This is a genomic window from Pseudomonas sp. EYE_354 (genome assembly GCF_023148575.1).
Classification (GTDB): domain Bacteria; phylum Pseudomonadota; class Gammaproteobacteria; order Pseudomonadales; family Pseudomonadaceae; genus Aquipseudomonas.
In genome coordinates this window covers 90,924-104,920 of the sequence record NZ_JAHXNQ010000006.1, presented here as the reverse complement: position 1 = coordinate 104,920, position 13,997 = coordinate 90,924, and the positions used below count along the sequence as shown (strand labels likewise).

At 60.8% G+C, this 13,997-nt stretch carries 12 protein-coding genes; 6 read left to right on the top strand and 6 right to left on the bottom strand.

What is annotated here, in order from left to right; genetic code table 11:
- Positions 1-96: 96 nt before the first annotated feature.
- Positions 97-870, bottom strand: a complete 774-nt coding sequence (locus KZX66_RS10285; RefSeq protein ID WP_248078992.1) for an SDR family NAD(P)-dependent oxidoreductase — start codon at positions 868-870, stop codon at positions 97-99.
- Positions 871-973: 103 nt separating this feature from the next.
- Here KZX66_RS10285 and KZX66_RS10280 point away from each other — a divergent pair, with 103 nt between their 5' ends.
- On the top strand, positions 974-1,879 hold the full coding sequence (locus KZX66_RS10280) for a LysR family transcriptional regulator (RefSeq protein ID WP_248078989.1): 906 nt from the start codon (positions 974-976) through the stop codon (positions 1,877-1,879).
- A gap of 21 nt (positions 1,880-1,900) precedes the next feature.
- Here the strand turns inward: KZX66_RS10280 and KZX66_RS10275 are convergent, their stop codons facing one another.
- On the bottom strand, positions 1,901-2,791 hold the full coding sequence (locus tag KZX66_RS10275) for a LysR family transcriptional regulator (protein WP_248078986.1): 891 nt from the start codon (positions 2,789-2,791) through the stop codon (positions 1,901-1,903).
- A gap of 165 nt (positions 2,792-2,956) precedes the next feature.
- Here KZX66_RS10275 and KZX66_RS10270 point away from each other — a divergent pair, with 165 nt between their 5' ends.
- The 5 genes from KZX66_RS10270 to KZX66_RS10250 all read left to right on the top strand — a co-directional run bounded on the left by KZX66_RS10270 (position 2,957) and on the right by KZX66_RS10250 (position 9,931).
- Positions 2,957-4,039 (top strand): 4-oxalomesaconate tautomerase, encoded by a 1,083-nt coding sequence (locus tag KZX66_RS10270; RefSeq protein ID WP_248078983.1) that lies wholly within the window; start codon positions 2,957-2,959, stop codon positions 4,037-4,039.
- 46 nt (positions 4,040-4,085) lie between these two features.
- Positions 4,086-5,399 (top strand): dicarboxylate/amino acid:cation symporter, encoded by a 1,314-nt coding sequence (locus tag KZX66_RS10265; protein ID WP_248078981.1) that lies wholly within the window; start codon positions 4,086-4,088, stop codon positions 5,397-5,399.
- A 134-nt stretch (positions 5,400-5,533) separates the two neighbouring features.
- The gene (locus KZX66_RS10260; protein ID WP_248078979.1) at positions 5,534-6,838 is read left to right on the top strand and encodes a citrate:proton symporter; all 1,305 of its coding nucleotides are present in this window, start codon (positions 5,534-5,536) and stop codon (positions 6,836-6,838) included.
- A gap of 109 nt (positions 6,839-6,947) precedes the next feature.
- Entirely contained in the window at positions 6,948-8,201 is a 1,254-nt protein-coding gene (locus tag KZX66_RS10255; protein ID WP_248078976.1) for an OprD family porin, read from the top strand.
- Positions 8,202-8,260: 59 nt separating this feature from the next.
- The gene (locus KZX66_RS10250) at positions 8,261-9,931 is read left to right on the top strand and encodes a methyl-accepting chemotaxis protein (protein WP_248078974.1); all 1,671 of its coding nucleotides are present in this window, start codon (positions 8,261-8,263) and stop codon (positions 9,929-9,931) included.
- Positions 9,932-9,982: 51 nt separating this feature from the next.
- Here the strand turns inward: KZX66_RS10250 and KZX66_RS10245 are convergent, their stop codons facing one another.
- Genes KZX66_RS10245 through KZX66_RS10230 form a run of 4 tightly spaced genes read right to left on the bottom strand, consistent with a single transcriptional unit; the run spans position 9,983 to position 13,996 of the window.
- Positions 9,983-11,593, bottom strand: coding sequence for a gamma-glutamyltransferase family protein (locus tag KZX66_RS10245; RefSeq protein WP_248078972.1), 1,611 nt, complete (start codon positions 11,591-11,593; stop codon positions 9,983-9,985).
- Positions 11,594-11,615: 22 nt separating this feature from the next.
- Positions 11,616-12,395, bottom strand: a complete 780-nt coding sequence (locus KZX66_RS10240) for an amino acid ABC transporter ATP-binding protein (RefSeq protein ID WP_248078969.1) — start codon at positions 12,393-12,395, stop codon at positions 11,616-11,618.
- Positions 12,396-12,397: 2 nt separating this feature from the next.
- Positions 12,398-13,174, bottom strand: a complete 777-nt coding sequence (locus tag KZX66_RS10235) for an amino acid ABC transporter permease (protein ID WP_248078967.1) — start codon at positions 13,172-13,174, stop codon at positions 12,398-12,400.
- A 12-nt stretch (positions 13,175-13,186) separates the two neighbouring features.
- On the bottom strand, positions 13,187-13,996 hold the full coding sequence (locus tag KZX66_RS10230) for an ABC transporter substrate-binding protein (protein ID WP_248078964.1): 810 nt from the start codon (positions 13,994-13,996) through the stop codon (positions 13,187-13,189).
- Between the last annotated feature and the right edge of the window lies 1 nt (position 13,997).

The following is a 13,997-nucleotide window of genomic DNA, read 5'->3' as shown; positions in this document are numbered from 1 at the left end:
TTTACGTTTTTCGAAATCGCGCAGGCGTTGACGCTGGAGCCGGGCGATGCGCGTGACCACAGTTGAAACGTAACTGTTGCTATCGGCGCCTGAGGATTAAGGCGCTTTATTCTCGACCCGCGAGTTCCCGCCATCGACCACGAGCACTTCGCCGGTGATGTAGCTGGATTCTGGCGACGCCAGAAAGGCAACCGCCGCCGCCACTTCGTGGGGGCTGCCTGCACGCCCGATCGGGGTGAAACGCCCCGCTTCGGCTTCCTCGGGTAAGCTTGAGGCGGTGGCAATCCAGCCTGGCGCTACGCTGTTTACGGTGATCCCCTGCCTGGCGACTTCAAGCGCAAGCCCCATGCTCATGCCCACCATCGCGGCCTTGGCGGCGCTATAAGCGGCTTCGCCAGGGTTGCTGCCCCGCGTGCCGGTGGTGGAACTGATATTGACAATGCGCCCGTAATGTCGCGCCTGCATGCCGGGAAGCACGGTGCGGGTTAGAAGAAACGCTGTCGTCAGGTTTCTTGCTATGGAAAGGTTCCACTCATGCAAACCCATCTGGGCCAATGCCGAAAAAGGCTCCGGACTTCCTTGCATGGCCATCCCCGCATTGTTTACCAGAATATCGACCTGCCCCCAGAGTGATTCTGCCCACACACCGAATTCGCGCACCTGACCTTCATCGGTCAGGTCAACTGGCCGGCCTTCAACTTCGAACCCTTGGGCGCGAAGTTCTGCCACCCGTTCCACGATGCGCTGACTGCTGGCGGTGACGATCAACCTCGCCCCTGCCGCCCCCAACCTACGCGCAATCGCCATACCAATACCTGCTTCACTTCCGGCACCACTGACAAGTGCGACCTGCCCCTTCAAATCAGTCATTAACATGGTGTTCCCCACGTACTTAATTTGTAATAGGAGTGGAAATTAGGCTAATAAACCTGATAAATAAAGACGATCATCATCAGAAAATTTGACAACCACCATGGCGTTTACCAGCGAGTCACTTAAAGTTTTCCTTGCGGTTATCGACAGCGGTTCCTTTTCTGCAGCGGCACGAAAACTGGGCCGGGTCCCCTCGGCCATTAACATGGCGGTTTCGCAACTTGAAGCAGAGCTGGATTTATTGCTGTTCGACCGATCAACCCGCAAAGCCATTCCTACGGCTGCCGCAAAAGCACTTGAACCTCAAGCACGTCAGGTCGCGAGTCAGATCAATTTGCTGGACGCCCATGCCCTGCAGCTTCACCAGGGTTTGGAGGAGCGCCTGGTCCTGGCGATGGCGCCGGAATTGCAAACGGGCGCCTGGAGTCGCCCACTGGCCATTATCGCCAAAGAGTTTCCCACGCTTGAAATCGAGATTCGCTCGGCCTCCCATCCCGAGGCGATTCGCATGCTTCATGAAGGGCAGGTGCAATTGGCGCTGGGATTCGAACGACCGGGACTCGATGAGCGGGAGACTTTTCTTGAGGCGGGAAGCCAGCTGTTGGTCGCCGTTGCCGCCCCGGATCATCCCGCGGCCGCCGGCAAGAAAAGCCCGTTAAGTGAAGAACAACTGGTGGACGTCCGGCAAATCATCGTCGCGACCGGAGGACCGACAGACTCAGACCCGCGCGTTGTCCTGTCGCGGCGGATCTGGCTCAGCGACAGTTACCTGGCGACCCTGGATCTGGTGCTGCAAGGATTGGGCTGGGCGTATCTTCCGCAACCGCTGGTACAACCGCTCATCACGTCCGGCGCGTTGACGGAGGTGGTGTTTGACTACATGCCCAGTCAGATGCGGCTGTGGGTCGATATCATCTGGGTAAAGAACCGACCTCTGGGGCTGGGGGCCAGTCGCTACCTCAGCCTGATGCGCAAAATTGCCGAGGGCGAGCCTCGTCGCATGTAAGCCGTAACCACCGGCGATGGATCATTGCGGCCATTGTTCGAGCAGTATCGAGACGAATTTTTCCGCCGCTGGCGAAAGCGATGATCCCCGACGGTAAACCAGGCCCAACGAGCGGTTCACCACCGGCTCGATCAACGGCACGCTGACCAGGGTTGGATGATCATGCGCCGGCATGGCCAGGCTCGGCATGGCCGAAACCCCCAGACCGGCCTCCACCAGACCCAGTGACGTGGACAGATGCTGGACTTCGTAGAACCACTGCGGTCGCCAGCTCAAGCCCGACAGTGCGTGATCGAGCAGCATGCGGTTTCCGCTCAGGCGCCCCACCCCGATAAGCCGGTAATCGCTCAATTCAGACCAGGTGACCGAGCTGCGTCCCGCCAACTCATGGTCACGTCGGCACGCCAGAACAAACGGTTCGCTGACCAGGGGCACGAACTCGATGTCCGGATGCTGCCCACTCATCATATTGATACCGAAGTCGGCCTCCCCCCGCAGTACGGCTTCCAGCCCCTCATTGGCACTCAGGTCCAGCAGACGGATGCGGATTTTTGGATAACGCTCGTTGTACAGACGAATGACTGAAGGCAGGAAATAGAACGCAGCCGTTGGAATGCACGCCAGGGTGACCCGGCCAATCTGGCGTTCAGCCAGTTCACGAATATTGAGAATCGACTCATCGAAGTCATCCAGCAACCGCCGCGCCTTGGGAAGAAAGTCGCGGCCGACGCTCGTAAGGCTGACCTTGCGCGTGGTGCGATCAAGCAAAGAAGTACCCAGCCCCTCTTCCAGTTTTTTGATCCTGCGGCTGAGTGCGGGTTGAGAAAGATGCAAGGCATCAGCTGCTTCGTGAAAACTGCCGAGTTCGGCGATCTTCACAAAAGATCGGATGTCGTTCAGCTCATAGTCCATGTCTTTCCTCATCAGCAGAAGGCGTCGAAAGGACGCTCAGCGTAAATTCATCATTCGCGAAACGCAATAATCGCTTCAATCTTTGCATTTGAAACATTTTTTAAAGCTTGAGACTCTTGCTCCAAGAACATCAATTACACCGATTGATCAAGAAGAGTCAGTATCATGCAAAGAATTCCCTGTGTGCTGATGCGCGGTGGCACCTCCAAAGGTCCGGTTTTTCTCGACTGGGATTTGCCCGCTGCCGTTGAGGCCCGCGACGAACTGCTGCTCAACCTGATGGGCTCCGGTCATGAATTGGAGATCGACGGCATCGGCGGTGGCAGTCCGCAAACGAGCAAGGTTGCCATCGTCAGCCCTTCGTTGCACCCGGATGCCGACGTTGACTACCTGTTCGTTCAAGTGATGGTTTCCCAACGCCGGGTCGACAGCGCCCCCAACTGCGGCAACATGCTGTGCGCGGTTGGTCCGTTCGCCATCGAACAGGGTCTGGTCAAGGGCACCCCAGGCCGCACCCGTGTACGTATTCGCAATGTCAACACCGGGACTTTCATCCATTCCGATGTGCACACACCGGATGGCAAAGTGAGTTACGAGGGCGATACCGCCATCGATGGCGTTCCCGGCACGGCCGCTCCCGTGCAACTGACCTTCCTGGATGCCGCCGGCAGCAAGACCGGCAAACTCTTTCCCACCGGCAACACGCAGGACGTGATCGACGGCGTTGCGGTGACCTGCATCGACATGGCGATGCCCATGGTGCTCATCCAAGCCAGCCAACTGGGCAAGCGTGGCGATGAGAGCCCGGCGGAACTGGACGCCGATAAGGAATTCCTGCGACGCCTTGAAGCACTGCGCCTGCAGGCCGGCCTGGCCATGGGCCTGGGTGACGTCAGCGATAAAGTGATTCCAAAGCCGGTGCTGGTCTCCCCCGCCAAAGCCGGCGGCACGATCCAGGTGCGTTATTTCATGCCGCACAACTGCCACCGCGCGCTCGCCATCACAGGCTCGATTGGTTTGGCCACCGCGTGCGTGACAGCAGGCAGCGTCGTCGCCCAGATGCTCGGAGGGGTGAGTACTCCGCGTCCGGAAGCCGTGCGTATCGAACACCCAAGCGGCGCAATTGATGTCGTATTGTCCTACACCGGCGTCAACGGTGAGACAATTCAGGCTTCCGTCGTACGCACCGCCCGCAGGCTTTTCTCCGGCTACGTCTACGCCACTGACTCGCAGCGTCTTGCCGGATAAATTCCAGTAGCCGTTGGCAGTTTTTGCATCCGCACAATTCTAAAAAATGGGTGATGCCATGAAACTTGTTAAATCGCTCTACTTCCAGATCCTCTGCGCCGTGGCGCTGGGCATCGTGGTCGGGCACTTCTGGGCGCAGCAAGCCATTGCGCTAAAACCGCTGGGTGATGCCTTCATCAAGCTGATCAAGATGATGATTGCCCCCGTGGTGTTCTGCACCATCGTCACCGGCATCGCCGGGATGAGCGACAAGCGCTCGCTCGGGCGCCTGCTGAGCAAGACCCTGCTGCTGTTCTTCGGCCTGACGGTGATCAGCCTGGCGATCGGCCTGGTTGCGGTGTACGTGTTCCAGCCGGGCGCCGGCATGAACATTGATCCCAGCCAGCTGAGCACCAAAGGTTTGGCCCAGTACACGGAGTCGGCCGCAAAGCTTGGGGTTGTGGAGTTTTTCATGCACATCATTCCCGAGACGTTTGTCGGCGCCTTCAGTAAAGGTGAAGTGTTGCCGGTGCTGTTTATCGCGGTGCTGTCCGGCTTTGCCTTGTCGTCGCTGGGTGAACGCGGCAAGCCTGTGCTCGACGTGCTCGAATCCGCCTCGCACATGGTCTTCAAGATCTTCTCTTACCTGATGCGTTTTGCACCGATCGGCGCGTTCGGGGCCCTGGCGTTCACGGTCGGCCAGTACGGCATCACCTCGCTGGGCTCCCTGGCAAAGTTGATCATGACCTTGTACATCGCCTGCGGCTTCTTCGTGTTCGTGGTACTGGGCAGCATCTGCCGCGCCAACGGTTTCAGCCTGTGGAAACTGCTGCGCTACTTCCGGGAAGAGTTTCTGGTGGTGCTCGGCACCTCCTCCACGGAGCCTGTGATGCCGCGCATGCTGGAGAAACTCGAAGCCCTGGGCTGCAAAAAAGGTGTCGTGGGCCTGGTACTGCCCACCGGCTACTCGTTCAACCTGGACGGCACGGCCATCTACCTGTCGCTGGCGGCGATTTTCATTGCCCAGGCCTGCAACATCGACCTGAGCCTGACGCAAATCATCACCATGCTGGCCATCATGCTGCTGTCCTCCAAAGGCGCCGCCGGCGTCACCGGCAGCGGGTTCGTGGCACTGGCCTCGACCCTGACGGTCATTCACGACATCCCATTGGCCGGCCTCGCTTTGCTGATCGGCGTTGACCGCTTCATGTCCGAAGCACGCGCCCTGACCAGCCTGGCCAGCAACGCGGTAGCGACGGTGGTGATGTCGATGTCTGAAAACGCCTGCCACCGCGAAACGTTGAACCGGATGCTCGACGCAAAATCTTCCCCGCCACAGGAAATAGCCTGGGAAGACGTGAAGGTCGCCGAACGCGCCTAGAGAAACCCGGATAACGCCACTCCCTGACTTGACTGAACCCCCTCCCCGCCTGGCGCCGTTGTGCCGCCCGGCGGGTCAGGGCTCGTGCGCCTCGGCGTCAGCCATTCTTACGATAACAACAAGAGAATCGTCCTATGCTCGCTTTCCTCGGCTTGGCCATGGTGGTCGTCTTCACCTTCCTCATCATGACGAAGCGCTTGTCGCCGATCGTCGCGCTCACCGTGGTACCGATCGTCTTCGCGGTGATCGGTGGTTTCGGCGGTACCACCGGCAAGATGATGCTCGACGGCCTGAAAATGGTCGCACCGTCTGCCGCGCTGCTGCTGTTTGCGATCCTGTTTTTCGGCCTGATGATCGATGCAGGCCTGTTCGACCCACTGATCCGCAAGATCCTCAAGCGCGTCAATGGCGATCCCATGAAGATCGCCGTCGGCACTGCCCTGCTGTCGTTGCTGGTGGCGCTCGACGGCGACGGCACGACGACCTACATGATCACCTGCGCCGCGATGCTGCCGCTGTATAAACGCATCGGTATGAACCCGATGATCCTGGCGACCATCTCCATGCTGTCGTTGAGCATCATGAGCGGCATGACGCCCTGGGGCGGCCCCGCCACACGGGCGATTGCCGCACTGGGCCTGGATGCCGGCGAATACTTCGTGCCGTTGCTGCCGACCATGATCGGCGGCGCCCTGTGGGTGATCTTCACGGCGTTCCTGCTGGGACGCGCAGAGCGCAAGCGCATTGGCAACGTGCAGCTGCAAAGCGGCGGCGGCGATTGCTACATCAACGCGATTCTTGAAGACACGCCCCACAAACGTCCGAAGCTGGCCTACGTCAACCTGGTGCTGGTGATCGCGGTGATGGTGGCCCTGGTGATGGGGCTGATGCATTCGGCGATCCTGTTCCTGATCGGCTTTGTGCTGGCGCTGATGATCAACTACCCGCAATTGGACATCCAGAAAGAACGCATTCTGGCGCACTCGGGCAATGCCATGACCGTGGTGCTGCTGGTGTTTGCGGCCGGTATCTTTGCCGGGATTTTTTCCGGCACCAAGATGGTTGACGCCCTGGCGCAGACCCTGGTCGACTGGATCCCGCCGTCCTGGGGCCACCTGTTCCCGTTGGTGGTGGCGATCACCAGCATGCCGCTGACGTTCGTGCTGTCCAATGACGCGTACTATTTTGGTGTGGTGCCGATCCTGGCCAATGCCGCCGCAGCCTATGGCATCGACCCGGTCGAAATCGCACGCGCCTCGATCCTGGGCCAGCCCGTTCACCTGATGAGCCCATTGGTTGCCTCGACCCTGTTGCTGGTGGGCATGGTCGATCGCGATATCGGCGACTTCCAGAAGGCCACCGTCAAATGGGCCGTACTGACCTCGCTGGTCGTCACCGCGCTGGCTCTGTTGACCGGGGCCATCAGCCTCTTTACCTGATTCAACCCACAACCTCTGCTGCCTGCCAGCGCGCCTCACTCACGGGGCGCGTGTGGCCCTGTGCCCCAATACCTCAAATACCTTAAATAACAACAACGAGTCATCTGCCATGAACCATGTGTATACCCGTCGGGCTTTGTTTTGCGCGTTAGGCCTGGTACCCGTAGCGGGCGCCAACGCAGAAGGTTTCATCGAGGACAGCAAGCTCAAGCTGCAACTGCGCAATGTGTACTTCAACGAAAACTTTCGCGACGAGCATGGCTTGAGCGCGCGAGCGGCCAGAACAGCAAAAAGCGAACGCACTGAGTGGGCCCAGGGATTTCTATTGGACTATCAGTCCGGCTTTACCGCCGGCACCCTCGGCTTCGGCGTCGACGCCCTGGGGCTTTATGGCGTGAAGCTCGACTCGGGACGCGGACGCAGCGGCACCGGCCTTATGCCGGTGCATGATGACGGGCGCGCGGCCGACGAATTTGCCAGTGCCGGCGCCACCGCCAAAGCCCGGTTCGCCAAAACCACCGTGAAGTACGGCACCTTGCTGCCGAAGACCCCCGTCCTCGTTTACAACGACGCACGCTTGCTGCCCCAGACCTACCAGGGCACCCAGATCAGCAGCACCGACATCGAGAACCTGACCGTTACCGGAGGGCATCTGGACCGCTTCAAACTGCGCGACTCCACCAACAGTGTGCCCATCGTGCCGGACGGCTACAGCGGCGAGAAATCGGGCGATTTCAACTACGCCGGGGCCGAGTACAAATGGGGCAAAAACATTCGCTTGAGTTATTTTTACGGCGAACTCGAGAACTTCTATCGACAACAGTTCGCCGGCATCCAGCACGACCTGCCGCTGGCCGGTGGTGTGCTGACCACCGACCTGCGTTATTTCAACAGCGTTGACAGCGGTTCCGCCTACGCCGGCAAAATCGACAACGACATGTTCAGTGGGCAATTGTCCTACCTGATCGCCGGCCATACCGTCGGCGGCGGCTACCAGACCCTTCGCGGTGATGCCGGTTTACCCTACATCAGCGGCGCAACCGTCTACTCGTTCAGCAATGCCGGCATCGGCAAGTTCATCGAGGAAGACGAGAAGACCTGGATGCTCAACTACGGCTACAACTTTGCCGCCGTCGGCGTGCCCGGCTTGACCTTTTCCGCGCGCTACCTGAGCGGCAATGACGGCAAGTCCACCACCACGGTCAAGGAATGGGAGCGTGACGCCGAGCTGGCCTACGTTGTGCAGGCCGGCACGTTCAAGGGGTTGGGCGTGCGCATGCGCAACTATGTGTACCGTTCTGAGTTCTCCCGGGGCCGCGACAGCAACCGCCTCTACCTCACCTATGACATCGCCCTTTGGTAAGTCGACGATCGCGGCCCTTGCGGCCGCTTTCCTACAGATTCAGGTGAGGAACCCCAAGCATGCTGTTTAAAAATAAAGTCCTGATGCTGGTGCTGGCCCCGGTGGTGCTGTTATCCACGGTGCTGGCGCTGACGACGAGTACCACCTTGCTGTCGAGCGCCGAGCAGGAAGTCACCGTGACCCGTGAGCGCCTGCTCAATGAAAGCCGGGAGCGCTTGAAAGACTACGCCAACCTTGCCCGTACCGCCGTGGCGGAACTCTATGCCCAGTCCGAGACCGGGGACACCGCCACCCGCGCGTCGGCCATCGCCCGACTGTCCAAAATGAAGTACGGCGACGATGGCTATTTTATCGGCTACGACAGCCAGGTCGTTCGCCTGTTTCGGGGCGACAGCAGCGAAGGCGTCGGCACCAACATGAGTGACCGTAAAGACAAGAACGGGATTTACCTGAATCGAGAAATGGTTGCTGCGGCAAAGAATGACACCCACTTCGTCAATTATTCGGGGGCCCTGATCAATACGGATAAGGTCGTTGCGAAACTGGCTTACAGTTTCTACCTGCCCGCCTGGGACATGGTGGTGGTCACTGCGATCAATCTGGACAGCATCGAACGCCAGGTCGCTCAGGTCCGAGCTGAAATCCATCAACGTGTGCGCAGCCTCGTCTATGGCATCACCGTCATCGCTTTGATTGCGCTCGCGATCACCGGCGTGCTCGCCTTGCTACTGGTTAAAAACAGCCTGCGCCCGCTGTCGCGGATTCGCGAGCACCTCGATGAAATCGCCGCGGGCGAAGGCGACCTGACGCGGCGTTTGCCCGTCAGCCACGACGAGTTCGGCCAGGTGGCCGTATCGTTCAATGCCTTCGTCGATAAGATCCACGGGCTGGTCAGCCAAATCGTCGGCATGGCCAAAGCGTTGAATACGTCGGTCACCCAGGTGGCCGAGCAGAGCAAGTGCATCGATCAGGTCATGGAACAGCAACGCCAGGAAACCGAGCAGGTCGCCGCGGCAATCAATCAAATGTCATCCGCGGCGCACGAGGTCGCCATCAGTGCCCAGAGCGCGTCAGATGCAGCAGGCGAAACCGATGTGCAGGCCGAGCACGCACGGCAGGTCGTCAATGAAAGCATCGTCCGGCTGGGCACCCTGACCGAGGACCTGTCTGCGGGCGGCGTCTCGCTGAAAAGCCTGCAAGGCGATGTGGAAGGCATTGTCACCGTGCTGGATGTGATCCGCTCGATTGCCGAGCAAACCAACCTTCTGGCACTCAATGCCGCTATCGAAGCGGCACGCGCCGGGGACGCAGGTCGCGGGTTTGCCGTGGTGGCCGACGAAGTGCGCGCGCTGGCCAGCCGCACGCAACTGAGCACCCAGGAAATTCAGGCGATGATCGAGCGGCTCAATCTGGCCACCACTAAGGTGGTCGCTGCGATGAGCCACTCCGGCGCAGCGGGCAATAGCGCGAGTGTGCACGCTGAGCACGCCGGGCAGTCACTGGGCAAGGCGGTGGCGTTGATCGTCACAATCAATACGATGAACGCGCAGATCGCCAGCGCCGCCCAGGAGCAGACCGCGGTCGCCGAGGAAATCAACCGCAGCGTGCACCAGATTGCCCGCGCGATTGAAAACGTCGCCGACCAGACGCAGAGCGGCGTCCACACGGTCGATGAGTTATACGCCATCGGTCATCGCCTTGAGGGCCTGTTGCGGCAATTCAAGATTTAACCAGGACCGGTGTGTGCACGCCTGCAAGCGCCGGACTTGTTGTACCGCCAGTTACCACGTCGCGATATGGGAATCCGCGCGCGGTTCAGTACCGCCACACAGCACCCCGCTGACCGGGTCGCGCAGGATGATCTGGCCGCGCCCGTAGTCGGTGAGGTCGCTGTCGGTCTGCACCTTATGCCCACGGCGCGCCAGCGCATTGACCAGCTCGCGCGAAGCACCGTGTTCAATGCCAACCTTCATGTCCCCCAACCACTGCCAACGCGGTGCATCCAGCGCGGCCTGGGGGTTGAGGCCGAAGTCCACCAGGTTCATCACCATCTGCACATGACCCTGAGGCTGCATGTAGCCGCCCATCACGCCAAAGGGTCCCAGGGCCTGGCCATCTTTGGTGAGGAAGCCGGGGATGATGGTGTGGAAGGTTTTCTTGCCCGGCGCCAGGCAATTGGAATGGGACTCATCGAGGCTGAATTCCTGCCCGCGATTCTGCAGGGCGATGCCGCTGTCGGGCAGCACCACGCCGGAGCCGAAGCCGTGGTAGTTGCTCTGGATAAACGAGACCATGTTGCCTTCGGCATCCGCCGTGGCCAGGTACACCGTGCCGCTGGCATGGGGATCGCCGGGTTTGGGCGGCTGAGCCTGCTCGCCGATCTGCTCACGGCGACGGCTGCTGTAGGCGTCGCTGAGCAGGTCGGCCACCGCCACCCGCATGTGCGCCGGATCGGTGATGTAGTGCAGGCCATCGCTGTAGGCCAGCTTCATCGCCTCCAGCTGGCGGTGCCAGGTCTGTTGGCTGTCGCGGTGATCGAAGCTGAAGCCTTCGAGGATTTTCAGCGCCATCAACGCAACGAGGCCCTGGCCGCTGGGCGGGATCTCCCAGACATCAACGCCGCGATAATTGACATGGATCGGCTCAACCCACTGGGCCCGGTAGTCGTGCAGGTCGGTGGCGCGCAGGTAACCGCCGCTGGCCCGCGAATGCGCGCCCAGGCGCTCGGCCAGCGCGCCGCGATACAGACTTTCGCAACGCGTGGCAGCCAGTTCTTCCAGGGTGCGAGCCTGGGCCGGGTTGCGGAATATCTCGCCCGCCTGAGGTGCGCGCCCGTCGATGAGGAAGGTGTCGAACCAGGCCTGCAGCACGTCATCGCGGTGCGGACTGAATTCGTTCAACGAGATGTGCCATTGATGCGCGACCACCGGCGACAGCGGGAAACCGTCGCGCGCCAGGCTGATGGCGGGTTGCAGCAGCTCGGCAAACGGCAGCTTGCCGAAACGCTGCGACAGCTCCGCCCAGGCCGATGGACAACCGGGCACCGTGACCGGGGTCCAGCCATACAACGGCATCTGGGTGTGACCCGCGGCCTTGACCGCCTCGATACTCAAGGCGGCCGGCGCATGGCCATTGCCGTTCAGGCCATGCAACTGGCCCTTGCACCACACCAGGGCAAACGCATCACCGCCCAGGCCGCAACCGGTGGGCTCCACCACGGTGAGTGCCGCCGCCGTGGCAATGGCCGCATCGATGGCATTGCCGCCCTTTTGCATGATCTCGATACCGGCCTGGGCGGCCAACGGCTGCGACGCCGCGACCATGCCCCGGCGGGCAAATACGCTCTGGCGCTGCGACGGATAGGGGTACTCGTGAGCAGAAAATTTCAACATGGCAAAGGCTCTTCAAAAAAGGTCATAACACGCGGCTGAGAAAGGCCCGGGTACGCGGATGGCTGGGGTGGCTGAAGATCTGCTCCGGCGGCCCTTGTTCGATCAACTCGCCCTGATCGAGCACCACCACGCGGTCCGCCACTTCACGGGCAAAGCCCATTTCATGGGTGACCACCACCATGGTCATGCCCTCCTCGGCCAGCTCTTTCATCACCTGCAGCACCTCGCCGACGGTTTCCGGGTCGAGGGCGCTGGTGGGCTCGTCGAACAGCATCGCCTGGGGTTTCATCGCCAACGCACGGGCAATCGCCACGCGTTGCTGCTGGCCGCCGGAAAGCATCGACGGATAATGGCTGGCCTTGTCCGCCAGGCCGACCCGTGCCAGCAAGCCACGCGCCTGTTCCAGCGCCTGGGCACGCGGCACGCCGAGCACCTGGATCGGCGCTTCGATGATGTTCTCCAACGCGGTCATGTGCGGGAACAGGTTGAAGCGCTGGAACACCATGCCAATGTCGCGGCGCTGACGGGCGATGTTGCGCTCCGAATCACGCACCAGGCTGCCGTCGCTGCGTTCGCGATAGCCCATGGCGCGGCCATTGACGCGGATGCGCCCGCCCTGGATGTCTTCGAGCAGGTTGATGCAGCGAATAAAGGTGGTCTTGCCGGAGCCGGAAGCGCCGATCAACACCACCACTTCGCCGCGCCGAACTTGCAGCGAGATGCCCTTGAGGATCTGCAACTCGCCGAACGATTTCTGAACGTCCAGCGCCTCAATGATCAGCTCTTCACTTTGGTGCGCCATGGTTAACGTCCCCTGAGCAGTTTAAGGGTGCTGCGACCGAACATGCGGCTGGCGGCCGGAGGTGGCGCCGACGGCCGATCGGACTGGCCGAAGCGGTTTTCGAGCCAGCGCTGGAAGAAGCCCCACAGGGTGGTCAGCGTCAGGAAGTAAAGGGCTACCACCAGGTACAACTCGAACACGCGGAAGGTCGCCGAGGTGATCATCTGAGTGCTGAGCAATAACTCCTGCACACCGATCACACTGACCAGCGTGGTGTTCTTGAGCATCACGTTAAACTCGTTGCCCAGCGGCGGCACGATCACCCGGAACGCCTGGGGCAGCACAATGCGCCGCATCAGCTTGCCGAAGCCCATGCCCAGGGAACGTCCGGCTTCGTATTGGCCCTTGTCCACCGCGCCGATGCCGGCGCGGATGATCTCGGCCATATAGGCGCCTTCGTTGAGGCCCAGAGCAATGATGGCTGCCTGGATATTGCCGGGGACGATCAAACCGAACAGCTCAATGTCCTCGAAGCGAAAGATCCCGCCCGCCGCCAGCGCGGTGTACAGAAACACGATCTGTACCAGCAATGGTGTGCCGCGCATCAGCCATACATAAAAGCGCACAGGCAGGTGCAGCAGCGGGTTCTTCGACAAGCGCAACAGCGCCGCCGCCAACCCCAGCGCACAGCCGAGCAGCATGGCCAGTACGCTGATCAGGCAGGTCAGCCACAGCCCGGTGAGGTACACCCCACTGGGCTGCAGCAGGTACTGCCAGAACACATCCCAATTGAAATTCATCGTTGTAGAACCTCAGTCGAGTGTGTCGCTGCTGACATGCCATTTGTTGAGCAATTGCATATAGCTGCCGTCGCTGCGCATGTCGCTGATGATCTGCTGCACGGCGGCGGTCAGTTGCGGATCATCCTTGCGCATGCCCAGGCCGGTGAGGATGCGGCTGAACGCGGGCACGCCTTCCTGGAACAGTTCCGGGGCCATCGCGGCGTAGTAGCCGGCGGTTTCCACGGTGGTGCCGTAGGCGTCGACCTGGCTGATGCGCAGGGCCTGGAAGGCGTCGGTGTCGGTGTTGTACACCACCAGTTTCATCGGTGGTTTGCCGGCCTTGGCGAGGCTTTCGTTCTGGGTATCGAGCAGGGTCTTGATGGTGGAACCGTTGAGCACCGCGACCTTGTGCGTGGACAGGTCATCCAGGGTCTTGATGCCTTTGGGGTTGCCCTTGGGCACCACCACCGACTGGCTGGAATACATGTAGTTGACGATGTCGATCACCTGGCGGCGCTCGGGTTTGTCGAACAGTTGATCGACAATCATGTCGCATTGCTGGGCGAGCAGCGCCGGCACCAGGCCGGAGAACGGAATCACCCGCCACTGCACCTGCTTGTTGCCCAGGCGTTTAGCGATTTCCAGGCCCAGGTCGACGGTGAGCCCACGCGGCTTTTGGGCTTCGTCGAAGGACACCAGGGGCGGTGAATCCATGCCCGAGCAGTACGTCAGCTTATCGACTTTTTGCAAGCGCTCCGGCACTTGGGGCGCGGCAAACGCCCATTGTGTGCAGAGACCCAGGGTGACAGCCACCAGCAAGGCGCGGCGTTGTTTATGCATG

Bases quoted from the DNA above. Each gene is read 5' to 3' on its own strand.
- KZX66_RS10265 (WP_248078981.1), top strand. From the start codon at position 4,086: ATGGGTGATGCCATGAAACTTGTTAAATCGCTCTACTTCCAGATCCTC.
- KZX66_RS10245 (WP_248078972.1), bottom strand. From the start codon at position 11,593: ATGTTGAAATTTTCTGCTCACGAGTACCCCTATCCGTCGCAGCGCCAG.
- KZX66_RS10270 (WP_248078983.1), top strand. From the start codon at position 2,957: ATGCAAAGAATTCCCTGTGTGCTGATGCGCGGTGGCACCTCCAAAGGT.
- KZX66_RS10280 (WP_248078989.1), top strand. From the start codon at position 974: ATGGCGTTTACCAGCGAGTCACTTAAAGTTTTCCTTGCGGTTATCGAC.
- KZX66_RS10235 (WP_248078967.1), bottom strand. From the start codon at position 13,174: ATGAATTTCAATTGGGATGTGTTCTGGCAGTACCTGCTGCAGCCCAGT.
- KZX66_RS10260 (WP_248078979.1), top strand. From the start codon at position 5,534: ATGCTCGCTTTCCTCGGCTTGGCCATGGTGGTCGTCTTCACCTTCCTC.
- KZX66_RS10275 (WP_248078986.1), bottom strand. From the start codon at position 2,791: ATGGACTATGAGCTGAACGACATCCGATCTTTTGTGAAGATCGCCGAA.
- KZX66_RS10255 (WP_248078976.1), top strand. From the start codon at position 6,948: ATGAACCATGTGTATACCCGTCGGGCTTTGTTTTGCGCGTTAGGCCTG.
- KZX66_RS10230 (WP_248078964.1), bottom strand. From the start codon at position 13,996: ATGCATAAACAACGCCGCGCCTTGCTGGTGGCTGTCACCCTGGGTCTC.
- KZX66_RS10250 (WP_248078974.1), top strand. From the start codon at position 8,261: ATGCTGTTTAAAAATAAAGTCCTGATGCTGGTGCTGGCCCCGGTGGTG.
- KZX66_RS10240 (WP_248078969.1), bottom strand. From the start codon at position 12,395: ATGGCGCACCAAAGTGAAGAGCTGATCATTGAGGCGCTGGACGTTCAG.
- KZX66_RS10285 (WP_248078992.1), bottom strand. From the start codon at position 870: ATGACTGATTTGAAGGGGCAGGTCGCACTTGTCAGTGGTGCCGGAAGT.